Annotated in this window: 24 protein-coding genes; 19 read left to right on the top strand and 5 right to left on the bottom strand. The window is 66.2% G+C overall.

Going from position 1 to position 22,391, the window contains the following annotated elements:
• Positions 1 to 21: 21 nt before the first annotated feature.
• Entirely contained in the window at positions 22 to 303 is a 282-nt protein-coding gene (locus ACP4XC_RS07055) for a hypothetical protein (RefSeq protein WP_427174157.1), read from the bottom strand.
• A 135-nt stretch (positions 304 to 438) separates the two neighbouring features.
• On the opposite strand from ACP4XC_RS07055, the gene ACP4XC_RS07060 reads away from it, so the two are divergent.
• Positions 439 to 1,578: a response regulator transcription factor gene (locus ACP4XC_RS07060; RefSeq protein ID WP_427174158.1), complete on the top strand. Its 1,140-nt coding sequence runs from the start codon at positions 439 to 441 to the stop codon at positions 1,576 to 1,578.
• A gap of 29 nt (positions 1,579 to 1,607) precedes the next feature.
• Here ACP4XC_RS07060 and ACP4XC_RS07065 read toward each other — a convergent pair whose 3' ends face one another.
• Together ACP4XC_RS07065 and moaA are read right to left on the bottom strand one after the other, a co-directional pair.
• Entirely contained in the window at positions 1,608 to 1,874 is a 267-nt protein-coding gene (locus tag ACP4XC_RS07065) for a MoaD/ThiS family protein (protein ID WP_427174159.1), read from the bottom strand.
• 7 nt (positions 1,875 to 1,881) lie between these two features.
• Complete coding sequence (gene moaA, locus ACP4XC_RS07070; RefSeq protein WP_427174160.1) at positions 1,882 to 3,012, bottom strand: GTP 3',8-cyclase MoaA; 1,131 nt, start codon at positions 3,010 to 3,012, stop codon at positions 1,882 to 1,884.
• A 132-nt stretch (positions 3,013 to 3,144) separates the two neighbouring features.
• Between moaA and ACP4XC_RS07075 the strand changes: the two genes are divergently transcribed.
• Genes ACP4XC_RS07075 through ACP4XC_RS07115 form a run of 9 tightly spaced genes read left to right on the top strand, consistent with a single transcriptional unit; the run spans position 3,145 to position 10,864 of the window.
• Positions 3,145 to 3,978, top strand: a complete 834-nt coding sequence (locus ACP4XC_RS07075; RefSeq protein WP_427174161.1) for a response regulator transcription factor — start codon at positions 3,145 to 3,147, stop codon at positions 3,976 to 3,978.
• Entirely contained in the window at positions 3,965 to 5,254 is a 1,290-nt protein-coding gene (locus ACP4XC_RS07080; RefSeq protein WP_427174162.1) for a sensor histidine kinase, read from the top strand. The genes ACP4XC_RS07075 and ACP4XC_RS07080 overlap by 14 nt, the downstream gene beginning before the upstream one ends.
• Positions 5,255 to 5,304: 50 nt before the next feature.
• Positions 5,305 to 6,801, top strand: coding sequence for a molybdopterin-dependent oxidoreductase (locus tag ACP4XC_RS07085; protein ID WP_427175046.1), 1,497 nt, complete (start codon positions 5,305 to 5,307; stop codon positions 6,799 to 6,801).
• 26 nt (positions 6,802 to 6,827) lie between these two features.
• Positions 6,828 to 8,075: a molybdopterin molybdotransferase MoeA gene (locus tag ACP4XC_RS07090; protein ID WP_427174163.1), complete on the top strand. Its 1,248-nt coding sequence runs from the start codon at positions 6,828 to 6,830 to the stop codon at positions 8,073 to 8,075.
• On the top strand, positions 8,063 to 8,590 hold the full coding sequence (gene moaC, locus ACP4XC_RS07095) for a cyclic pyranopterin monophosphate synthase MoaC (protein WP_427174164.1): 528 nt from the start codon (positions 8,063 to 8,065) through the stop codon (positions 8,588 to 8,590). Before ACP4XC_RS07090 ends, moaC begins: the two co-directional genes overlap by 13 nt.
• On the top strand, positions 8,587 to 9,114 hold the full coding sequence (locus tag ACP4XC_RS07100) for a MogA/MoaB family molybdenum cofactor biosynthesis protein (RefSeq protein ID WP_427174165.1): 528 nt from the start codon (positions 8,587 to 8,589) through the stop codon (positions 9,112 to 9,114). The genes moaC and ACP4XC_RS07100 overlap by 4 nt, the downstream gene beginning before the upstream one ends.
• Complete coding sequence (locus ACP4XC_RS07105) at positions 9,104 to 9,574, top strand: molybdenum cofactor biosynthesis protein MoaE (RefSeq protein WP_427174167.1); 471 nt, start codon at positions 9,104 to 9,106, stop codon at positions 9,572 to 9,574. Before ACP4XC_RS07100 ends, ACP4XC_RS07105 begins: the two co-directional genes overlap by 11 nt.
• Before the next feature lie 46 nt (positions 9,575 to 9,620).
• Positions 9,621 to 10,379 (top strand): 4-hydroxy-tetrahydrodipicolinate reductase, encoded by a 759-nt coding sequence (gene dapB / locus ACP4XC_RS07110; protein ID WP_427174168.1) that lies wholly within the window; start codon positions 9,621 to 9,623, stop codon positions 10,377 to 10,379.
• A gap of 2 nt (positions 10,380 to 10,381) precedes the next feature.
• Positions 10,382 to 10,864 carry a hypothetical protein gene (locus tag ACP4XC_RS07115; protein WP_427174169.1) on the top strand — a complete coding sequence of 161 codons (483 nt, stop codon included), beginning with the start codon at positions 10,382 to 10,384 and terminating at the stop codon, positions 10,862 to 10,864.
• 6 nt (positions 10,865 to 10,870) lie between these two features.
• On the opposite strand, the gene ACP4XC_RS07120 is transcribed toward ACP4XC_RS07115, so the two are convergent.
• Positions 10,871 to 12,106 carry a heparan-alpha-glucosaminide N-acetyltransferase domain-containing protein gene (locus tag ACP4XC_RS07120; protein ID WP_427174171.1) on the bottom strand — a complete coding sequence of 412 codons (1,236 nt, stop codon included), beginning with the start codon at positions 12,104 to 12,106 and terminating at the stop codon, positions 10,871 to 10,873.
• A 255-nt stretch (positions 12,107 to 12,361) separates the two neighbouring features.
• Between ACP4XC_RS07120 and ACP4XC_RS07125 the strand changes: the two genes are divergently transcribed.
• The 7 genes from ACP4XC_RS07125 (at position 12,362) to ACP4XC_RS07155 (ending at position 20,273) form a co-directional block, all read left to right on the top strand.
• Positions 12,362 to 12,718 (top strand): hypothetical protein, encoded by a 357-nt coding sequence (locus tag ACP4XC_RS07125; protein ID WP_427174172.1) that lies wholly within the window; start codon positions 12,362 to 12,364, stop codon positions 12,716 to 12,718.
• A gap of 78 nt (positions 12,719 to 12,796) precedes the next feature.
• Positions 12,797 to 13,705: a 4-hydroxy-tetrahydrodipicolinate synthase gene (dapA, locus tag ACP4XC_RS07130; protein ID WP_427174173.1), complete on the top strand. Its 909-nt coding sequence runs from the start codon at positions 12,797 to 12,799 to the stop codon at positions 13,703 to 13,705.
• Between the two features lie 42 nt (positions 13,706 to 13,747).
• Positions 13,748 to 15,439, top strand: a complete 1,692-nt coding sequence (locus tag ACP4XC_RS07135) for a ribonuclease J (protein WP_427174174.1) — start codon at positions 13,748 to 13,750, stop codon at positions 15,437 to 15,439.
• Between the two features lie 181 nt (positions 15,440 to 15,620).
• Positions 15,621 to 18,521 (top strand): DNA translocase FtsK, encoded by a 2,901-nt coding sequence (locus ACP4XC_RS07140; protein WP_427174175.1) that lies wholly within the window; start codon positions 15,621 to 15,623, stop codon positions 18,519 to 18,521.
• Positions 18,522 to 18,530: 9 nt separating this feature from the next.
• The gene (pgsA, locus tag ACP4XC_RS07145) at positions 18,531 to 19,157 is read left to right on the top strand and encodes a CDP-diacylglycerol--glycerol-3-phosphate 3-phosphatidyltransferase (RefSeq protein WP_427174176.1); all 627 of its coding nucleotides are present in this window, start codon (positions 18,531 to 18,533) and stop codon (positions 19,155 to 19,157) included.
• Between the two features lie 28 nt (positions 19,158 to 19,185).
• Complete coding sequence (locus tag ACP4XC_RS07150) at positions 19,186 to 19,680, top strand: CinA family protein (RefSeq protein WP_427174177.1); 495 nt, start codon at positions 19,186 to 19,188, stop codon at positions 19,678 to 19,680.
• Between the two features lie 140 nt (positions 19,681 to 19,820).
• A complete protein-coding gene (locus tag ACP4XC_RS07155) occupies positions 19,821 to 20,273 on the top strand; it encodes a helix-turn-helix domain-containing protein (protein ID WP_427174178.1) in 453 nt (150 codons plus the stop codon).
• 88 nt (positions 20,274 to 20,361) lie between these two features.
• Here ACP4XC_RS07155 and ACP4XC_RS07160 read toward each other — a convergent pair whose 3' ends face one another.
• Positions 20,362 to 20,871 carry a MarR family winged helix-turn-helix transcriptional regulator gene (locus ACP4XC_RS07160; RefSeq protein ID WP_427174179.1) on the bottom strand — a complete coding sequence of 170 codons (510 nt, stop codon included), beginning with the start codon at positions 20,869 to 20,871 and terminating at the stop codon, positions 20,362 to 20,364.
• A gap of 41 nt (positions 20,872 to 20,912) precedes the next feature.
• On the opposite strand from ACP4XC_RS07160, the gene ACP4XC_RS07165 reads away from it, so the two are divergent.
• Positions 20,913 to 21,137 carry a DUF3046 domain-containing protein gene (locus tag ACP4XC_RS07165; RefSeq protein WP_427174180.1) on the top strand — a complete coding sequence of 75 codons (225 nt, stop codon included), beginning with the start codon at positions 20,913 to 20,915 and terminating at the stop codon, positions 21,135 to 21,137.
• 189 nt (positions 21,138 to 21,326) lie between these two features.
• Positions 21,327 to 22,382, top strand: coding sequence for a recombinase RecA (gene recA / locus ACP4XC_RS07170; RefSeq protein ID WP_427174181.1), 1,056 nt, complete (start codon positions 21,327 to 21,329; stop codon positions 22,380 to 22,382).
• The last annotated feature ends 9 nt before the right edge of the window (positions 22,383 to 22,391 follow it).

The raw sequence follows: 22,391 nt of genomic DNA on the forward strand, positions 1-22,391 counted from the left end.
CCCGTCAAACGCGGAAACTCCTCAGGACGCGGTCTCCAGGATCCGGGTTATTGGCGCCCCCTGAAGCGCCGGCGCGGCTAAGGCAGAGTTCCAGACCTTCGCCTGAAGATTGGCCAACAAAGCTTCGGCCTGCCCGCGCTGCTCGAAATCGAGCTCGATCAGCACATACAGCGGGTCATCCACCGGCCTGCTGATCCGGTGCGCCGTGACTCCGGATGCCGACCGGTTCACCGGATCCCGGTCGAAGGCCGTCTTCCACACACCAAAATCCCTGATTCGGTGCTCGATCTGCAAGGTAAACATGGCGCTCTCCTCGTCGCTGTTGGTGCTTGGCTGCTGGGATACTTCACGCTAGGCCTGGCTGGACGTCGGCCGAAATCCCAGAAATCTGGGTGGCCTGTTGGTCCGGATCCCACCCGTCCGGCGGATACTGGTTCCATGGCCACGAGCTGGGCGCTGAACCGGAGTCAGGAGCGGATCAGGAGTCTCTGCGAGGGCACGCTGGAGGACCATGACCTGCGCCGTCAAGCACTCGAGGAGCTGGGAAGGATGGTGCCGTTCAGCGCCTTTGTGTGGCCGCTGGCGGATCCCGAGTCGGCCACCGGCATCTCGCCGATGGCCAGGATCCCGTGCCCGGAGGAGTTGCCGGCCCTGATCCGGCTGAAATACCTGACACCGCAAGGCCGGTGGACCGCCCTCGTGGGCCGGCCCCGCCCGGTCATGAGCCTGATGGCGGCCACTGGGGGAGAGCTGGCGGGCAGCCTGCTCTGGGACCGCCTGCTGCGGCGATTCGACGTGACGGACATCCTGTCCACGGTCTTTGCGGACAAGCACGGCTGCTGGGGCTGGCTTGACCTGTGGCGCGGCGGAGACGAGGGAAGCTTTTCCGAGGACGAGTCGGCGTACCTCGCCTCTGTGGTGCCGGCACTGACGGCCGGTCTTCGCCGGAGCAGGGCGGCACAATGCCGGCGGGAAACCACCACCTCCACGGTCAGGGCCACACCTTCGCCGGCCCGGCGGAGGCCGTTGCCGCAGCAGGCGGTGCTGACATTGGATGAGTCCATGGCCGTGGTGGGGCAAACGGCATCTGCCGGCGAATGGCTGGGCCTGCTGCAGCCCGGCCCGCGGCCGTACCAAGGGGTCCCCGCCGAGGTCCTCAACGTCGCGGCCCAGCTGGTGGCCAGGGAAGCAGGGGTGGACAGCCACCCGGCGCTCTCGCGGGTGCCGCTCGGGTCCGGCGACTGGGCCCTCCTGCGCGCCACCAGGATGGCAGGGACAACCGCTGTGGAGGGCGGCCCGCCGGGGTCAACGCCTCCGCTGGCGGTGACGGTTCAGGAATGCCCGGCCGCGGACCGCCTCGAGGTATTTGCCCGCTGCTTTGCGCTGACCAGGCAACAGCACAGGCTGCTGGGCCTCGCCGCCGGCGGCCTCAGCACGGCGGAACTGGCCGCCGCCATGCGGATCAGTCCCTACACCGTTCAGGACCAGTTCAAGGCCATCTTTGCCACCTGCGGGGTCCGCAGCAGAAGCGCACTGCTGGGCCTGGCCCTGGGCACCTCAGCGGGGCTGCGAAGCTGATGCGCCGCGGAGAGCCTGTCCGTGCTGCGCTAGCCGCCTGCGAACGGCGGCAGCACGTCAACGACGTCGGCCGGCTTGAGCGCCGTGGCGTGGTCCCGGACGGCGACCTCGTTGAGCAGGAAACTGGAGCGGGACAGGATCCGGGCCAGCGGCGGCGTACCGGCCGGCGGCTCGGGGCGTTCGACGGCGAGGATCGCCTGCACCAGGGAGGCCAGGGTGCCGCCGTCGGCGAGCTCAAAGCGTTCCTCATCCACGCCGGCGGCAGCGCGTGCGGCAGCGAAGTAGCGTACGTTCACGAAAAGATCAGCCTCCGATGGCGCTCATGCTGCGGTCCGGCTGGACAAAGTCCGGGGCGTCGAGCCCCACATGGTCCATGCCATGGGCCTTGGGCTTGACCCACATCGCATCCTGCCACCGTGACGCCAGCTCTTCATCGCTGGCGCCCGCGCGCAGCAGCCCCAGGAGATCGAACTCTTCGCGGGAGAACAGGCAGCTCATGATCTTGCCCTCCGCCGTGATCCGGGTGCGGCGGCAATCCGCGCAGAAAGGCTCGGTGACCGAGGCGATGATCCCCACGGTACCCAGTATGGGGCCCTGCCCGTCCGCCGCACCGGGCAGGCGGCGTCGTACTTCAAACCGCTCCGCCGGGGCTCCGTCGCGGGCCCGGGGATCGGGGCTGAGCACAAACTCCTCCGAGAGGATGCCCCGGATCTCAGCGGCGGTGATCATATTGCGCCGGGTCCAGCCGTGATCCGCATCCAGGGGCATTTGCTCAATGAAACGCAGCTCGTATCCGCGGTCCAGCGCCCAGGCGAGCAGGGCCGGCGACTCCGTGTCGTTGATGCCGCGCATCAACACGGCATTCAGTTTCACGGGCCCCAGGCCTGCGGCCCAGGCCGCGTCCACGCCGGCGAGGACCTTGTCCAGGAAGGGGCGCCGGGTGAGTTTGGTGAAGGTTTCCTCGTGCAGCGAATCGAGCGAGACGTTGATCCGGGACAGCCCGGCCGCCTTCAGGCCCGCAGCCTTCTTATCGAGTCCAACGCCGTTCGTGGTCATGGAAATGGGCAGTTCAGGATGGGCCAGCCGCAGGGCGGAGATGATCTCGATGAGGTCTGCCCGCACCAGCGGCTCGCCGCCGGTGAGCCTCAGCTCCCGCACCCCCAGGTGGTCGACGCCGATTCTCACGATCCTTGTGATTTCGGCCGCGGTCATCACGGCCTGTTTTGAGAGCCACTCCAGTCCCTCCGCAGGCATGCAGTAGGTACAGCGCAAGTTGCACTTGTCCGTCAGCGAAAGCCGCATGTCCGTGGCACGGCGTCCGTATCTGTCCACAAGCCCGGGTGCAAGGCCCTCCGGGCGCGGCGGCGGGCTGGAGGTCCCCGGGCCCGTGATGGCTCCGTCCCTGGGCTGCGGCATGCCAAGCTGAACAGTCATAAATTCAGGCTACGCCACGTTGGGGCCAACCATAACGCCCGCGGCCGCCACGGATCTTACAGAAGTCCTACGGATCGCTCCAGGGGTGCCATAACCCCCGCCGCTGGCCGGCCGCGAACCTATGCTGGAGGAGTGAACAAGTCCCAGCCGGCTCCGGTCCAGGCCGCCATCGGTCACCGGCGGATCCTTCTCGTCGAAGACGAACTGACCATAGCCGATGTGGTCCGCGACTATCTCCTGCAGGCCGGTTTCCAGGTTGACCTGGCGAGGGACGGTTTCACGGCCCTCCGGCTCGCGGCCGAGCGGAGCCCGGACCTGGTCCTGCTGGACCGGATGCTGCCCGGCCTGGACGGGGTTGAGGTCTGCCGGCGGATCCGGCAGACCATGAGCGTGCCGGTCATCATGTTGACGGCCCTGGGCACAGAGGACGACAGGATCCTGGGCCTCGAAGCGGGCGCGGATGACTACATCACCAAGCCTTTTTCTCCGCGCGAACTGGTCCTCAGGGTACGTTCGGTGCTGCGCCGGAGTCTCCAGGAATTCAGTCCCGAAGCCGCCGTGGAGGCGGCCGGCTTCCAGCTGAATCCGGCTTCACGCACCGCGACCCATCGTGGACGTCCCCTGACCTTGACTATCCGTGAGTTTGACCTGCTGGCTTTCTTTCTGCGCCGCCCCAACCAGGTGTTCAGCCGCGAGGAACTGATCAGGGCCGTCTGGGGCTGGGACTTCGGGGACTTGTCCACGGTGACCGTCCATGTGCGCAGGCTGCGGGAGAAGATCGAGGCTGATCCCACCCGGCCCTCCCTCCTGAAGACTGTCTGGGGTGTGGGCTACCGGCTGGATGCCCCTGACACCGCACCGGCACCGGCCACCGCACCCGCACCGGCACCGGCCACCGCACCCGCACCGGCCGAGCAGAGCCTGCCTGCCTCCGGAACGGGCGAGGTGCGCGATGCAGACCGCTGAGCTGCTCACCATCGTCGGGTGGGCGCTGTTCTGGGCCGTGGTCATCGGCGCCCTATCGCTCCTGTCCCTGATGCCGCTTCGCAAAACCTCGATCGCTGTCCAGGTCTGCGTGGTGGTGCTCTCCACCGTGGCGGTGCTGACCGCGGGCATGGTCAGCGCGTTCAATGCCATGTTCATCTCCGCGCGTGACCTGGAGGTCATGTGGTACGTCCTGGCCATCGCGTCCGCTGTGGCCGTGGCCATCTCCCTCGTGCTTGGAGCCAGGGTCTCCGGAAACGCAAAGACGCTGGCCGCCGCCGCCAGGAGCATCGGGCGCGGCGAAAGCCCCGGGCTTCCCTCGCCGGTCATGAGTTCGGAACTCTCCGAACTCGCGCAGGAACTGGAACGCAGCAGCCGCATGCTGGCCGAATCCCGTGAACGGGAGGCCGCCGTCGAGAGCTCCCGCCGGGAACTCGTGAGCTGGATATCGCACGACCTGCGCACACCGTTGGCCAGCATGCGGGCCATGGTGGAGGCGCTCGAAGACGGCATGGCCCCCGACGTCGCCGGCTACTACCGCACTATCATCGCGCAGACCGAGCAGATGGCCGCAATGGTCAACGATCTCCTGGAGCTCTCCAAAATCCAGGCCGGCACCTTGCGCCTCCAGGCCGAACCACTGGACCTCTATGACCTGGCCAGTGACGCCATCGCGGATCTGGCACCTCTGGCGGCGCGCCGGAGCATAGTGCTCGACGGCGGCGGTGACCGCGAGTGCCTGGCCTTGGCGGACGGGCCCTCGATGGGACGGGCAGTCCGCAACGTTGTGCTGAACGCCATCCTCTACAGCAGCCCCGGTTCCCGGGTAACCGTCGAGGTGGGCCGTGATGGCGGTGACGCCATGATCTCGGTGACCGATGGCTGCGGCGGAATCGCCGAAGAGGACCTTGCCCGCCTTTTTGAGACGGGCTGGCAGAAGAATCCTTCCCGCAACAGGTCCGCCATGGACACAGCTGGAGCCGCCGCCGCGGGAGCGGACTACAGCGGCGCGGGAATCGGACTGAGCATGGTGGCCGGAATCGTCCGGGCCCACGATGGCACCGTCAGGGTGAAAAATGTCGACGGCGGCTGCCGCTTTTCGTTGCACCTCCCGGCCCAGAATGTACCGGCCCAGAAGGTACCCGCCGAGAAGGTGCCGGCCCAGACAGTGCCGGGTCAGACAGAGCCGGCCCGGAGAGGACCGGCCCGCAGGGAACAGCGCCAGAACGAGTCCCCCCGGAACGGGGCCGTCCAGTGAATGCGCCGCACGCTGGAAAAGTCCAAACCCGATGGGCTGCCGCCGCGGGAATGGTGGCCGTGGCCGCGGGGGTGGTCCTGGGCGAACTTGCCGCCGGCCTGCTGAGCCCTTCGGTTTCACCCGTGACAGCGGTTGGCGGTGCCGTGATTGATGCTGTGCCGCCAGCTGTCAAGGAATGGGCCATCGGCGTGTTTGGAATGGCCGACAAGGCTGCGTTGCTGGGCGGTATGGCGTTGGCGATAGCCCTGCTGGCCGCCCTCGCGGGAGTCCTCGAATGGCGCCGTCGTTTTGCCGGCTTTGCGGTGATCGCCGTGTTCGGCGTGGTTGGCCTGGCGGCGGTAATGGGGCGGGCGCAGGCGACAGCCAGCGCCATTCCGGTGCCGCTCCTTTCCGCGGCTGCCGCAATATTGGTGCTGCGCGGGCTCGTCGGGCGCCTGCGCACCTGGAGCCCGGAGCCTGGCAGCGCGGCTGCAGGCCCTGCACGCCGCCGCTTCCTGCAGGCTCTGGGCGGAGGTGCGGCCGTCGCCGCGCTCGGCGGCGTCATCGCCGCCGCCTTGCGGGGTGCCGCTGCCGGTGTCAGCGAGCTCCGAAGCAAGCTGGTCCTGCCGGCTGCGGCCTCCCCGGCGCCACCTTTCCCGGCTGGCGCGGAACTAACGCTCGCAGACCTGTCCCCATTGGTGACGCCCAACCGCGATTTCTACCGGATAGACACAGCTTTGACGGTCCCGGCCATCGACCCGGAGAAATGGATGCTCAAGGTCACGGGACTGGTGGACCGCGAGGTCGAGCTGGATTTCGCCACCCTGCTCGCCAAACCCATGATCGAACGCCATGTGACCATCGCCTGCGTCTCCAACGAGGTGGGCGGGGACCTGATTGGGAATGCGCGCTGGCTGGGATGGCCGGTCAGGGAACTGCTGGCCATGGCCGGCCCGCGGAGCGGAGCGGACATGGTGCTCTCGCGCAGCAAGGACGGCTGGACCGCAGGCACTCCGCTCGAAGCGCTAACGGACACCCGGGACGCGATGCTCGCCGTCGGCATGAACGGCGAACCCCTGCCGCTGGAGCATGGTTTCCCGGTCCGGCTGATCGTGCCGGGCCTGTACGGCTACGTGTCGGCCACCAAATGGCTCACCGAAATTAAGCTGACGCGTTTCGCGGACGACGTCGGATACTGGACTCCCCGCGGCTGGAGCGAGCGGGGTCCCATCAAGACATCCTCCCGGATCGATGTGCCCCGCGCCGGGCGGACTGTCCGTGCGGGGACCGTGGCATTTGGCGGCGTTGCGTGGGCCCAGCACACCGGCATCGGCAAAGTGGAGCTCCGGGTCAACCGCGGCGCTTGGCAGGCGGCCCATCTGGCCCCGGGGATTTCACGCGACACCTGGTACCAGTGGGAACTGGCCCTGCCCCTCACGCCGGGGCAGTACGAAGTCCAGGTCAGGGCCACGGATCTGAACGGCACGCCCCAGACCGAACAGCGCGCCCCGGTGGCGCCCGACGGCGCCACCGGCTTCCACACCATTAGAGTTGACGTGACGCCCTAGCGAGTCCGGCCCACCGTAAGGAACCCATGCACCATACCGCCAGTTCCCATTCCGGCCCCGATCACGGGACGCCACGCACCGTCGCCGCGCACCGCCAGGCCTTCCACGACTTGCTGGCGGCCTTCGCCAGGCCGGAGAACACCGAGCAGCTGCCGCTCCTGGCAGCCCTGGGCCGCGGGCTGGCCATGGATATCCTGGCTCCGCTGGACCTGCCGCCGTTCGCGAATTCGCAGATGGATGGCTACGCCGTGCGCAGCGCGGACATTCCGGACGCCGGGGCTGAACTCCGGATTACCGACCCCATTCCGGCCGGCGCGGCCCCCGCGGCCCTGGAAACGGGCCTTGCCGCCCCCATCATGACCGGAGCCATGATCCCGCCGGGTGCCGACGCCGTCGTGCCCATCGAACTAGCGGAGCCCGACGTGTTTCCCGTGCCCGGCAAGGCGGCCACGGTCAGGCTTCCGCCGGTGCTGGCGGGCACGTTTGTGCGCGACGCCGGCAGCGATGTGAGGGCCGGCGAGCTGGCGCTGGCCGCGGGAACCTGCCTCGGTCCCGGCCAGCTGGGACTTCTGGCCGCACTCGGCATCACCGTGGTCACCGTGTACAGGAAGGCAAGAGTCCTGTTGGTCACCACGGGGGACGAAGTGGTGGAGCCGGGAAGCCCGCTGGCAGCCGGCAAGATTTACGACGCCAACGGCACCCTGCTTGAAGCGGCGATGCGGCAGGCGGGCCTCGACGTGCTCAGGACCGGGATCTCCACGGACAGCCCGGACGAGCTTCTCCTCCTGCTGCGCCGGCACTCACCCGCTGTTGACCTGATCGTCACCACCGGCGGGGTCAGCAAGGGCGCGTACGAGGTAGTCCGGCAGGCCACCGCGGCACAGGAGGTGGAGTTCCTGCACGTGGCCATGCAGCCGGGCGGACCCCAAGGCCTCGGACGGTTCGACGGCACCCCGTTTATCGGGTTTCCGGGGAACCCCGTGAGCTGCCTCATTTCCTTCGAGATGTTCCTGCGGCCGGTGCTGGGCACGTTGCTCGGATCCCCGGCCCCCCGCCCGGCGGTGAAGGCCCGCCTGGCCAGCCCGCTGACGTCGCCTGAAGGCAAACATCAGGTCCGCCGCGGCACGCTCCTGCCGGATGGTACGGTCCGCCTTGAAGGCGGGGCAGGTTCGCACCTGATCCACGCCTTGGCGAACTCAAACGCACTGGTCCACGTGCCCGTGGGGACCTCCGCGCTCGTGGCAGGCGAAGAAGTGGAAGTATGGACGCTGTGAACAGTGAAGATACCAGCGCCGTGAACAGTGATGACACTGCTGCCGAAGCCGCCAGCCTGACGCATCTGCGCCGCGACGGAACAGCGCAGATGGTGGACGTTTCCGCTAAGGCCGAAACGACGCGGGAGGCCACGGCCACGGCAACTGTCCGGACCACGGCCGAGGTGATGGCCCTTCTGGGCGCCGGTGACCTGCCGAAGGGAGACGCCCTCGCGGTGGCCCGGGTGGCAGGCATCATGGCCGCGAAAAAGACTCCGGAACTCATCCCGTTGTGCCACCCGCTCCCGATCGCCAAGGTGACACTCGACTTCGAGCTCGGCGCCGACACGGTGGGAGTTTTCGCCACGGTCAAAACCAGGGGCGTCACCGGCGTCGAGATGGAGGCCCTGACGGCCGCCTCGGTGGCGGCGCTCAGCGTGTACGACATGATCAAGGCCGTGGACAAACACGCGGTCCTGACCGATATCAGGGTGCTGGCCAAAAGCGGCGGCAAGAGCGGGGACTGGACAGCATGAGCAGCTTTGAACCCGGCAACAGTGAACCGCACCGCCACGGGGAGGCTACAGGGCGCAAGGCCGGCGTCGTGATTGCCTCCAACAGGGCTGCGGCCGGCATCTACCAGGACGAGACCGGGCCGGTAATTATTGATTGGCTCGCGGAGCACGGCTTCGAACCGTTTCCGGCCATGGTGGTCCCGGACGGAGAGCCTGTGGGCGCTGCGCTCCGGGCGCTTCTGACCCAGCAGCCCGCCGTCATCATCACCAGCGGAGGGACCGGGCTCAGCCCTGATGACCTGACCCCGGAAATGACGCTGCCGTTGCTGGACCGCGAGATTCCCGGCATCATGGAAGGGCTCAGGCGGGCTGGCACGGCCAAAACCCCCACGGCCATGCTCAGCCGCGGTCACGCCGGAGCCGCAGGCAAAACTTTTATCGTCAACCTGCCCGGATCACCCAAGGGCGTGATGGACGGCCTCACCGTTCTTGACCCTGTGATCGGGCATCTTTGCGACCAGCTGGAGGGCCATCATGGGCACTGACATCGCCCCGGAACCACGCTTCGAGATCGTGCACGCGGTGCTGAGCGCCGAACCCATCTCGGTGGAGCAGGCCATTGCCGCTGTGGAATCTGACACGGCCGGCGCCGTCGTCAGTTTCAGCGGCGTGGTCAGGAACCACGACGGCGGAAAAGCCGTCGAGCGGCTCAGCTACAGTGCCCACCCCACCGCCCACCAGGTGATGGCCGATGTCGTGGCGCAGCTGGTCGCCGAACATGCCGGCGACGAGCGCCGGGAACCGGTGCGGATCTGGGCGGCCCACCGGGTGGGAATGCTGGAAATCGGAGACCCGGCCCTGGTTTGCGCCGTGTCGGCGTCCCACCGTGGCCAGGCGTTCGAGGTGTGCTCGGAACTCGTGGACCGCATCAAAGCGCAGGTACCCATCTGGAAAGAGCAGTTCTTCAGCGACGGCTCCGTCGAATGGGTCGGTGCAGGAGCGTAAAGTAACCGTTCATCGGGCCGCGTGGCCCGGCGGTAGGGTTAATCCCATGACCGAACAACTCGCAGTCGCCGTGCTGGGCGCGAACGGGCGCATGGGCGCCGAGGCAGTCAAAGCCATCGAGGCCGCAGCAGACATGAAGATGGTGGCCGCGCTGGGCAGGGACGATTCCCTCGACGAGCTGGTAACGGCCGGCGCGCAGGTGGTGGTGGACCTGACGGTTCCCGAGAGCACCGAGGCGAACGTGCGTTTCGCCGTCGGGAACGGCATGCACGCCGTCGTCGGCACCACCGGGTGGGATGCCGCACGGCTCGCCGGGCTGGAGGAACTGCTCTCCCGGAACCCGGGCGTCGGCGTCCTGATCGCACCTAACTTCGCCTTGGGGTCGGTCCTGGCATCGGCCTTTGCCGCCAAGGCATCCAAGTACTTTGAATCGGTGGAGATCATCGAACTGCACCACCCGGACAAAGTGGATGCCCCCTCCGGGACCGCGCTCCGGACCGCGCAGCTGATTTCGGCCGAGCGGGCGGCCTCCGGCGTCGGGGCCAGCCCCGACGCCACCACCACCGAGCTTCCCGGTGCGCGCGGCTGCGACGTGGACGGCGTCCGCGTGCACAGCGTGCGGCTCCGCGGCCTCGTCGCCCACCAGGAAGTCCTCCTCGGAGGGCCGGGGGAGCAGCTGACGCTGCGGCACGATTCGTTCGACCGGGCATCCTTTATGCCCGGAGTGCTCCTCGGCGTGCGCAACGTGGCCGGCAACCCCGGACTGACGGTGGGCCTGGACGGTTACCTGGACCTGGGCGCCTGATCATGGGGAACGTTGTGGCAGCACTGAAGAGCAACCGCACCAAGATCTGGGTGGGTGCGGTCACGCTCCTGTTGGTGTTCTACCTGGTGGTCTCGTTCCAGCGCTCCGTGCTCCTGCTCGGGGATCCTAATCCGGTGGCCAAAGCCATCGGGGCGGCCTACCTCGTGCTGCCCGCCATCGGCGCCTGGGCGCTGGTCCGTGAATTGCTGTTTGGCGCAAGGACCGAACAGATGGCAAAGGTTCTTGAGGCCGAGGGCGGGCTGCCGGAGGACAACCTGCAGCGGACCCCGGCCGGAAGGATCGTCCGGGAATCGGCGGACGCCGAGTTTGAGAAATACCGCGCGGAGGCGGAATCGGCCCCCGATGACTGGCGTTCCTGGTTCCGCCTTAGCTGCGCCTATGACGCCGCTGGAGACCGCAAACGCGCCCGGGCGTCCATGCGCGATGCACTGAGGATTTTCCGCGACCAGCGGGCTGTCCGGTAGCGGCTGCTACCGGACGCCCGCACTCTGGCGCCTGCCCAACTGGTTCGCCGCGTGACCGGCCCACTCCAGTGGTCCGCGCCAGTTCAGGGACGCAAAAGCCGCCCCGATCATCAGGGCCGTCAGGGCCTGGGCAAAATACACGCCGTCTTCAGTCCAGCCACCGGGCAGCGGCTGCCGGTACATCGCTGCCACCACCGCCACATGGGCTGTGTAAAGGCTGAGGGTCATGGCTCCTGCTCCTCGCACCGGGAGCAGGAGGTCCAGGCTGAGCCATTGGCCCAGCCGTTCCAGCAACAGGCAGGCGCCCACCACGGCTGCCGCCACCGCCGAGGTGTGGAGTAGATCCAACGTTGTGCCGGAATGGGGCGCGCTGCTGGCCAGCCACCACCACGAGCCCGATTGATCGATCCCCGCCAGATTGACCTGAAGGACGCTGTCGAGCGGGTACTTCGGGTCTCCCAGAAGTGCCTGGAGCCTCGCCCTGCCGCCCCAGTCCTCCATCATCACAGTGCCCAGCCACTTCGCCAGGACCGCCACCGCCGTCCCGCCGGCAAGCAGCAGCACCTGGACCACCAGGCTCGCCAGCGCCAGCCGTCCGATCGCCAGCCCGATCAGGAGGTAGGTCAGCCATTGGAACACCGGGTAGTAGCCGGTCAGGAAGATGTCCCCCAGCAGCTGGCCGGGAGTGGACAGGTCATCCCACCCGGCATTGTGCCCGAGCTGCAGTGGCGGGGAGGCAGCCATCAGCCAGGGCCGCAGGAGGTAGGCCAGGACGGGCGAACCCAACGCCCAGGCAGCAGCGAACCCGCACAACGGCCTGATGCCCAGCCCCAGGAACGGCAGCACGCACAGGAACAGCGCGGCGTAGTGAACAAGGATGATGGCCACGTTGACGTCGAGGCCGCCGAGGAAGAGCCCGACGACGGCGATCACCACGGCGCGGAGCGACACACCGCGGCGCGCCCCACGCAAGGCCACGCCTTCCAAAGGACGCTGCTTTCCGGTCGAGAGTGCCAGCCCAATGCCGGCAAGGACAGCAAACAACGCGGCCGCCCGGCCCGAAAAAGTCAGCCCGATCCAGGTGGGGGTGAGCTGCGCATCCGTCTGGAACGTGGGAAGGAGATGAGTGGCCATCATGCCCAGCAGCGCAAGTCCGCGCGCCGCGTCGATGCCAGCCAGGCGTGTCACCGCGGCTGGTCCTTTGGCCGTCCGGGAGGGTTTAGCCGTGCCGCGGTAGGTCATGAGCCGATCGTCTCACACCCCCGGTCTCATCATCCCGGGACCACGCCAGCCCTGGACCACGCTGCTGTGCCCACAATGGGCAGCACGGCGAGTGGCAACACGGCAATTGGCGGCACGGCCGCGCCGGATCTTGTATTCGAATATATGTTCGAATAACATCGCTTTATGAACAACACACCAGACCGGTTACCAAAGGCCGCGCCGCCACGCCGCGGGTCACATGCTCAGTCAGTCCGGCAGGACCCCTTGAGGGCAATGAGTCCCGGCGTTGTGGATTACCTGTTCCGGCAACTTGTCGAAGGCCGCCCCGCTGAGGACATCCAGTGGAGCCAGGAAGGGCCGCGGCTCTCTGAACAACCGCCGGGAGCCGAGCTCGCCCGCAGGCTCGCTGAATGCGACGTCGAGGCACTCACTCCGACGGAACTGTTCCACTACGTGCGTGCCGCGCAACGTCTCGCCTCCTGGGCGGAAGTGCTCCGTGAGGAAGCCGTCAGCCTGTATTGCGGCACGCCTTCTCCAACGGGCAGGGGTGCAGACGAACCCGACCCGCAGCCGAACCCGGAACCCGCGCCGCGGGAGGCCAGGATGCCACGCCGGCCGCAGTCAACGTGACGGTCCAGGACGGAATTTGATGTTCATCACGTTGGCGCCATTGTCCTAACATGCCGTGGACAAGGTAACGTTTTTACTATGGCTGACACTTCCGCGAATATCCCTGCTTTCGGTACCCTCCTGACCGCAATGGTCACGCCGTTCACCCAGGACGGCAAAGTGGACTACCAGCAGGCGGCGGAACTGGCCGTGAAGCTCGTCAATGACGGCTGCGACGGTCTGGTGGTCACCGGAACCACCGGCGAAACCTCCACCCTCACCGACGAGGAAAACCTCGGGATGTTCCGTGCGGTGAAGGAAGCCGTTGGCGGCCGTGCCGCGATCATCGCCGGCACCGGAACCAACGACACCGCGCACTCCGTTCACCTTTCCCGGCAGGCAGCCGAGGTTGGCGTAGACGGACTGTTGATCGTCACGCCGTACTACAACAAGCCCAGCCAGGCCGGCGTGCGCGCCCACTTTGAGACGATTGCCTCGGCCACTAACGTTCCCGTGATGCTCTACGACATCCCCGGCCGGTCCTCAATCCAGATTGCTCCGGAGACCATGATCCGTCTCGCCGAGCACCCGAACATCGTTGCCGTCAAAGATGCCAAGGCCGATTTCGCCGCCGCCACGCGCGTCATGGCGCACACAGACCTCCTGTTCTACTCCGGCGACGACGGATTGACCCTGCCGTGGATGGCGCTGGGCGCCGTCGGGCTCGTGGGCGTCACGACCCACGTTGCCACCCGCCGGTTCCGCGAGCTGATCGACGCCGTCAACGCGAACGACCTCGGCACCGCCCGCAAGATCAATTTTGAACTCGAACCTGTCATCCGGGCCACGATGACCCGGGTGCAGGGGGCCGTTGCGGCCAAGCAGATTCTTAAATGGCAGGGAGTCCTGCCCAACTCGGTTGTCCGTTTGCCCCTCGTGGAGCCGGACGAAGCCGAGATCGAAACCATCCGCGAGGATTTGGCGGAAGCAGGGCTGGTCTTTTCCTGATCGGAAAAGTCCGGCATTGTTCCGCCCGGAAAGTAGTGCACTATGACCCAAACCGCCCTTCCAGGACTGGTTACTCCGCCCACACTTCGAGCCGACACGCTTCGGATCGTGCCGCTTGGCGGCCTGGGGGAGATCGGCCGCAACATGACGGTCTTCGAAATCGCCGGCAAGCTCCTCATCGTGGACTGCGGAGTCCTCTTCCCTGAGGAGACCCAGCCCGGCGTGGACCTGATCCTGCCTGATTTCTCCTACATCGAGAACCGGCTCCAGGACATCGTGGCTGTTGTGCTCACACACGGCCACGAAGACCACATCGGAGCGGTCCCGTACCTGCTCCGGCTGCGGGCCGACATTCCCCTCGTAGGGTCCCAGCTGACCCTGGCCCTGATCGAGGCGAAGCTGCAGGAGCACCGGATCAGGCCGCTTACCCTCACCGTCACCGAGGGGCAGGTGGAGAAGTTCGGCCCGTTCGAATGCGAATTCGTCGCCGTCAACCACTCCATCCCCGACGCCCTCGCCGTGTTCCTCCGCACGGCAGGCGGCACTGTCCTTCACACGGGCGACTTCAAGATGGACCAGTTGCCCCTGGACGGACGGATCACGGACCTCCGCCACTTCGCCAAGCTTGGCGAAGAAGGCGTGGACCTGTTTATGTCCGACTCCACGAACGCCGACGTTCCGGGCTTCACCACTGCCGAAAAAGAGATCGGGCCTACCCTGGACCGGCTCTTCGGGCAGGCGTCCAAGCGCCTCATCGTGGCCTCGTTCTCCTCCCACGTGCACCGCGTCCAGCAGGTTCTGGACGCCGCGGCCAACCACAACCGGAAGGTGGCCTTCGTCGGCCGCTCCATGGTGCGGAACATGGCAATCGCCGCAAAGCTGGGCTACCTGGACGTGCCGGACGGCATCCTGGTGGATATCAAGAACATCGACAACCTGCCGGACAACCGGGTGGTGCTGATGTCCACCGGTTCCCAGGGCGAGCCGATGGCGGCCCTGTCCCGCATGGCCAACGGTGACCACCGCGTCGTCGTCGGCCAGGGCGACACCGTCATCCTCGCCTCCAGCCTGATCCCGGGCAACGAGAACGCCGTGTTCCGCATCATCAACGGCCTGCTCAAGCTCGGCGCCGACGTCATCCACAAGGGCAACGCCAAGGTCCACGTCTCCGGCCACGCCGCCGCCGGCGAGCTGCTGTACTGCTACAACATCCTCGAACCGCTCAACGCCATGCCCGTGCACGGCGAGACCCGGCACCTGATTGCCAACGGCAAGATCGCCCTGGACTCCGGTGTCCCCGAAGAGAGCATCCTCCTGGCTGATAACGGCACGGTCATTGACCTCCGCGACCACCAGGCTGACGTTGTGGGCCAGGTCGAAGTCGGGTTTGTGTACGTGGACGGATCCAGCGTCGGCGAAATCACGGATGCGGACCTCAAGGACCGCCAGGTCCTCGGTGACGAAGGCTTCATCTCCATCATCACGGTCATCCACCGGGCCACGGGCAAGGTCGTTTCCGGCCCGGAGATCCACGCGCGCGGCGTTGCAGAGGACGATTCCGTCTTCGATGAGATCATTCCCAAGATCAACGCCGCCCTGGAGGAAGCCGTACTCAACCACGGTGAGCACACCACGCACCAGCTGCAGCAGGTGGTCCGCCGCGTTGTGGGCACCTGGGTCAACCGGAAGCTGCGCCGCAAGCCCATGATCATCCCGGTGGTGCTGGAAGCCTAAGCGGCTGCCTCCGCGCCACGTCAGGCCCTCCCAGCAGGACCGTTGCCTCCCCGGCAAGGATCCTGCAGGGAGGGCCGGCGCTCGTTAACAGGCGGTTGGCCGGCCGGGATGTGGTGCAACATGGATCCGGGGGGCCCGGAAATCCGGAGTTACCGGTCGATACTCGGGTAGCGTGGACAGTATGGCGACACGTACTTCCTCCGCGCCTAGAGGCAACTCAAGCGGTAAATCAGGCAGCTCTGCGGGCCGGGGCACCGGCTCCGCTACGTCCAAAACGAGCCGGCCGGGGGGAACATCCGGTACGGCACGGACCAAGCAGATGGCCACGGTTGAACCCCATCAGCCGTGGCCTGTCAGGGTGGTGGCCGGCGCCTGGCTTGGCATCGGCCATATGGTCGGCGCCGGTGTCAGGCGGATCGGACATGACGTCAGTGACCTTGCGCCGGAGGAGCGCCGCGATGGGGCCGCCCTCTTCAACCTGGCCCTCGGTGTCTTCGTGGCCACCTTCGCATGGTGGGGCTTCAAGGGCTGGCTTCCGGACGCCATCTACGCCATCGTGAACGGGACATTCGGCTGGATGTCGCTGTTGCTGCCGCTCATGCTCTTTGTGTGCGCCTTCCGGCTTTTTCGTCAGCCGGCCGATGGCCGGGGCAACAACCGGATCGGAATCGGCTTCCTGATCATGACCTTTGCCGGCTGCGGCTTGGCGCATATCATCGGCGGCCAACCCACTGTTGCGGACGGATTCGCCGGACTCCGGCAGGCCGGTGGCATGTTGGGATTCCTGGCCGCGTCCCCGCTCGCGGCCCTTCACCCGGCCGTGCCGGTGGTGGTTTACGGGTTGCTGGCCTTCACCTCGCTGCTGATTGTCACCGCCACGCCTTTCGGCGCCATCCCCAGTCGCCTCCGCGGAGCCTACGAACACCTCATGGGCATAGATCTCCAGGATCATGACGCCAATGACGGCCACGACCGCAGCTACCTCTACGAAAACGCCGCCCCTGCCGCGCCGAAGAAGAAGAAGCGCATGCGGCTCTTCGGCAAGGACCGGGAGGGCGACGAAGGCCTCGAGGGCTACGTGGGAGATGAAGCATTCGAACACGCCGTGATCGACGACGACGCTCCCGCGGCCAAGGGTTCCCGGCCCGCGCCGGGAGTACGCCGACCCACGCAGGCCGAAATCGCCGTGGAGAAAATCAAGGCCGCCCAAGGACTCGGTTCCCAGGCCAAGGCCGGGGACAACGCCACCGAGGCCATCCCGCTGGTCACACCCGGAATGGTGTCGGCCGGTTCGTTGAACACGCCTGCCCCTGCCGCCGTGGCGGCCGCCGCGCAGGTTCCTTCCCGTCCGGTGAGCCCCGCCCCGCCGCCCACTCCCATCCCGCAGCGCACCGAGCAGCTGTCCCTGGCGGGCGACGTCACCTACACGCTGCCGTCGTCGGACGTGTTGACCCCCGGATCGATCCCCAAGGAGCGGACGGAAGCCAACGACGCCATTGTGGCGTCCCTGACGGAGACGTTGAACCAGTTCAACGTGGACGCCCAGGTCACGGGCTTCAGCCGCGGCCCCACCGTGACCCGCTACGAAATCGAGCTGTCGCCCGGGACCAAGGTGGAGCGCGTCACGGCACTGTCCAAGAACATCTCCTATGCTGTGGCCAGCTCGGACGTTCGCATCCTGAGTCCCATCCCCGGCAAGTCCGCCATCGGCATCGAGATCCCCAACACGGACCGCGAGACCGTGTCCCTCGGCGACGTGCTCCGGAGTCAGAACGCCCGCCGCACGGACCACCCCATGGTGATGGGTGTCGGCAAGGACGTCGAGGGCGGCTACGTCGTTGCCAACCTCGCCAAGATGCCCCACCTGCTGGTGGCCGGCGCCACCGGCGCCGGCAAGTCGTCCTTCGTAAACTCCATGATCACTTCCATCCTGATGCGCGCCACCCCGGACGAGGTGCGGATGGTCATGGTGGACCCCAAGCGGGTGGAACTCACCGCCTATGAAGGCGTGCCGCACCTGATCACCCCCATCATCACCAACCCGAAGAAGGCCGCCGAGGCGCTGCAGTGGGTGGTCCGGGAAATGGACGCCCGCTATGACGACCTGGCCAACTACGGCTTCAAGCACATCGACGACTTCAACAAGGCGGTCCGGGCCGGCAAGGTCCACCCGCCGGTCGATTCCAAGCGCGTCATCAAGCCGTACCCGTACCTGCTGGTGATCGTGGACGAACTCGCCGACCTCATGATGGTGGCCCCGCGCGACGTCGAAGACTCCATTGTCCGCATCACCCAGCTGGCCCGTGCGGCCGGCATCCACCTGGTCCTTGCCACCCAGCGTCCGTCAGTGGACGTCGTGACGGGCCTGATCAAGGCGAACGTGCCCTCCCGCATGGCGTTCGCCACGTCCTCGGTGACCGACTCCCGCGTGGTCCTGGACCAGCCCGGCGCCGAGAAGTTGATCGGCCAGGGCGACGCGCTCTTCCTGCCGATGGGCGCCAACAAGGCCATGCGCGTCCAGGGCGCGTGGGTCACCGAGTCCGAGATCCACAAGGTGGTCGAACACGTCAAGGGCCAGCTCAAGGCCGTCTACCGCGACGACGTCGCGCCCGAGGCACAGAAGAAGCAGATCGACGACGACATCGGGGACGACCTCGAAGTCCTGCTCCAGGCCACCGAGCTCGTCGTCACCACGCAGTTCGGCTCCACCTCGATGCTGCAGCGCAAGCTCCGTGTCGGTTTCGCAAAGGCCGGCCGCCTCATGGACCTGCTCGAGTCCAGGGGAGTGGTGGGCCCTTCCGAAGGATCCAAGGCCCGCGACGTGCTGGTCAAGCCCGATGACCTCGCCGCAGTGCTGGCCGCCATGAAGGGGCTCGAGGCGCCCGCCGCCCCGGATTCCCAGACGGCGGCACTGAGCGATAACGCCAACGCCAACATCGCCCAGGGCGGCTACGCGGAGGACCTCGTGGCCGCCGACCTGGAGAACCGCAGCCAGAAGGTTGAGTACTACGACGGGGCCGATGAAGGATCCGGTGAGGATGACAGCGGCTCCGAGGACGCCTGGTCACTCACCGGACGGTAGCCTAGGAGAGTGACTAGCACTGAAGCCCACAGCTCAGGCTCCGCCTCCGGGATCTGGAACCTTCCGAACATCCTGACGATGCTGCGGATCGCCTTGGTGCCGTTCTTCGTCTGGTTCCTCCTTTTGGACTCGCCGGCACTGCATGCCCAGAACGGGATCTGGCGGTGGGCCGCCGCCCTGACGTTCGCCGTCGCGATCTACACCGACAAACTCGACGGCGACATTGCCCGCAGCCGCGGTCTCATCACCGACTTCGGCAAGATCGCCGACCCCATCGCGGACAAGCTGCTCACCGGCTCGGCCCTGGTGATGCTGTCCGTTCTGGCCGAGCTGCCGTGGTGGATCACCATCCTGATCCTGGCCCGGGAATGGGGCATCACGGCCTTGCGTTTCTTTGTGATCCGCTACGGGGTGATTCCTGCATCCCGGGGTGGCAAGCTGAAGACCGTGGTCCAAACCGTGGCGATCCTCCTCTATGTCATCCCGCTGGCGTCACTGGCGCCCTGGCTTGGGATTGTGGCGTTCATCGTCATGATCGTGGCCGTGGCCATCACAGTGTGGACCGGGGTCCAGTATGTTGTGGAAGCGCTGAAGCTGCGTGCCAGCGGTCGGCGCGCGGAGAGCCAACGGGGATAACGTCAGCCGCGTTAAGGGAGGCATGGTCATGACTAATCTGCATCGGATCGCGGAGAAGACGGTAACTGAAGCCATCGCGAGGGGACTCACCGTGGCCACGGCGGAGTCATTGACGGCGGGCATGGTGGCAGCGGTCCTGGCCGACACCCCCGGGGCGTCCGCCATGCTCCAGGGTGGCGTCGTCTCCTATCAGAACTCCGTGAAGGCTGACGTCCTGGGGGTGCCGCGTGACCTTCTAGACGCAGTCGGCTCCGTTGACGGCGACGTCGCCGCGGCTATGGCCGCCGGCGCGAGAAGGATCTGTGGAGCGGACCTCGGGGTGTCCACCACCGGCGTCGCAGGGCCCGAACCGCACGGCGGAAAAGAGGTGGGAACCGTGTTCGTCGGAGTTGCCACTGCTGAGGGTTCGACGTCGTTCGGCTACGTTTTCGACGGAGGCCGGGCCGAGATCCGGTCCCAGGCCTGTGCCGCAGCCTTGGAGCGGCTACTTGAGGCCCTATCTTTGCGGGCTTACCCGGCGTAAAGTTGCCGGGAACAAAATTTGATTCCTAATAGTTGTTACATTGTGTCGCTTCCGAATCATGGAGGCGCCTAGGATGAATAAATAATTATGGTTCGCCTGATGCAGGCGGATCTGACAAACGAGGGAGCAAGGCGATACAGATGGTAAAGCAGCCCGTATCCGTAAACGGCGTTGTCCGCTGGAAGGATGTGGGCCTCGCCGATCAGGCTAAGAGCGAACAGAAGGAGCGCAAGATGGTTGTACTTCGTCACGAAATCGGTGATGTGCTGCGCGATGTCCGCCAACGCCAAGGCCGTACCCTCCGCGAAGTCTCGCACAGTGCCCGCGTATCACTGGGCTACCTGAGTGAAGTGGAACGCGGCCAGAAGGAAGCCTCTTCGGAGCTGCTCTCCTCGATCTGCTCGGCCCTCGATGTCCCGTTGTCCAGCATGCTGCGCGAAGTCAGCGACCGCGTCGCCGTCGCCGAAGGCGTAGCAGTTCCGGACACCGTCCCGCAGGAGTTCGCGCAGCGCTACGGCCGCGACCTGGACCGCGAACTCACCACAGATCTGTCGGACGAATTGGCCAAGGGCCTGCTCTCGGGCGCCCGCTGACCCAGTCGTTCAGCAACACAAACGAAGGACCCCGGCATCATGCCGGGGCCCTTCGTGGTTGTGGCGGATTCCGACGGCGCCCCGGTGCCTACTTCGTACCGTCCTTGGGGAAGCCGTCGCGCTCGTACGTGGCATTGAGTTTGGCCATGTACTTGGCAAGTGCCTGCAGTTCCTCCACCGGCCATTCGCCAAGCCTGTCCCGGAACACCTCGCGCCGTGCGTCCTGGACCTGGTGCATCTTTTCTTCGCCCCTTGGCGTAAGCCGGATGGCCTGTGCCCGGCGGTCGAGCGGATCGGCGTCCTTGGAGACCAGGCCGATGCTCTCAAGAAAAGCGATCTGTCTGCTGACAGATGGCTTTCCCACTCCGATGCACGAAGCCAGGTCCGTCAGCCGGATGGGCCCTTCGCGGCGGATCACAGTGAGCAGTCCGTAGGCGGCCGGCTCCATGTCCGGATGCACCTGGCGCGAGAGCTGTTGGGAGATGGAACGGCCACGGCGCCAGAACAGGCTGATCTGGTTCTCCACGGTCCGCAAGGCCGCGTCGACGCTGTCTTCGGGGATGCGGGAAGCGTCGGAATCGGCGGCTGGGTTGCTCATAGCAACAATTCTATTGTCCCGTGGCGTGAGAGACTTTATTTGTGCGAATCAGTGACTTCTGGCGACTAATGGACGACGAGTTCGGGGCCGGCTACTCGCGCGTGCTGAGCAGTTCGCTCGTGCTGGCAGGGGTCGGCAGCCGTACGGCGGACCAGGCGCTTGCCGCAGGCGTGCCACCGCGCCAGGTCTGGCTGGCGATGTGCGATGTTCAGGATGTTCCCCCCGAGCGCAGGCTCGGCAGGGACATCAAACCCGCCCGCAAGTAGCGCTCCGTGCCCTGACACGCCGCACGGTTGTTCGAATATCTGTTCGGGTAGGGCTATGCTTTTTTCAGAGGGTTTTCCACATACGCAGCGTCATCCGGCAAGAATGTCGGAGGGTGACGTTAGCGTCGGTGATGACAAACATTAGGGCCGCTGAGGCCACTCCAGCGAGAAACATTAGAGGTGTGAACCATGGCGGCAGCCCCGGATCGTCAGAAGGCGCTCGACGCAGCGCTTGCCCAGATTGACAAGCAGTTCGGCAAAGGCTCCGTCATGCGGCTGGGCGATGAGGTGCGTGCCCCCATCGAGGTGATTCCCACCGGATCCATCGCCCTGGACGTGGCATTGGGAATTGGCGGGTTGCCGCGCGGCCGTGTCGTAGAAATCTATGGCCCGGAATCATCCGGTAAGACCACGGTTGCCCTGCACGCTGTCGCCAACGCCCAGCGTCTGGGCGGCATAGCGGCCTTCATCGACGCCGAGCACGCCCTTGATCCGGAGTACGCGGCCAAGCTGGGCGTTGACACCGATGCCCTGCTGGTATCCCAGCCGGACACCGGTGAGCAGGCCCTGGAAATCATGGACATGCTTATTGGCTCGGGCTCGCTCGACGTCATCGTCATCGACTCCGTGGCGGCCCTCGTTCCCCGCGCGGAAATCGAAGGCGACATGGGCGACAGCCACGTGGGCCTCCAGGCACGCCTGATGAGCCAGGCCCTCCGTAAGATCACGGGGCGCCTCAGCCAGACCAAGACCACCGCCATCTTCATCAACCAGCTGCGTGAAAAGATTGGCGTCTTCTTCGGCTCGCCTGAAACCACCACCGGTGGTAAGGCGCTGAAGTTCTACGCCTCCATCCGTATCGATGTCCGCAGAATCCAGACGCTCAAAGAAGGCGCTGACTCCGTGGGCAACCGGACCAAGGCCAAGATCGTCAAGAACAAAATGGCTCCGCCGTTCAAGATTGCCGAGTTCGACATTATTTACGGCCAGGGCATTTCCCGCGAAGGCGGAATCATTGACATGGGCGTGGAGCACGGCCTCATCAAGAAGTCGGGTTCCTGGTTCACGTACGACGGCGACCAGCTGGGACAGGGCATGGAGAACTCGCGCCGTTTCCTGCGCGACAATCCCGAGCTCGCCGCCGAGCTGGAGCGGCTGATCAAGGAGAAGCTTGGCGTCGGGGTGAAGCCTGCCGCTTCAGAAGGCGAAGCCGCACCGAAGCTCAAGGCCGTTGACGGGTTCTAGGCGTAGACG

Source organism: Arthrobacter sp. 92, from assembly GCF_050260325.1.
In the GTDB taxonomy this organism is placed as follows: domain Bacteria; phylum Actinomycetota; class Actinomycetes; order Actinomycetales; family Micrococcaceae; genus Arthrobacter.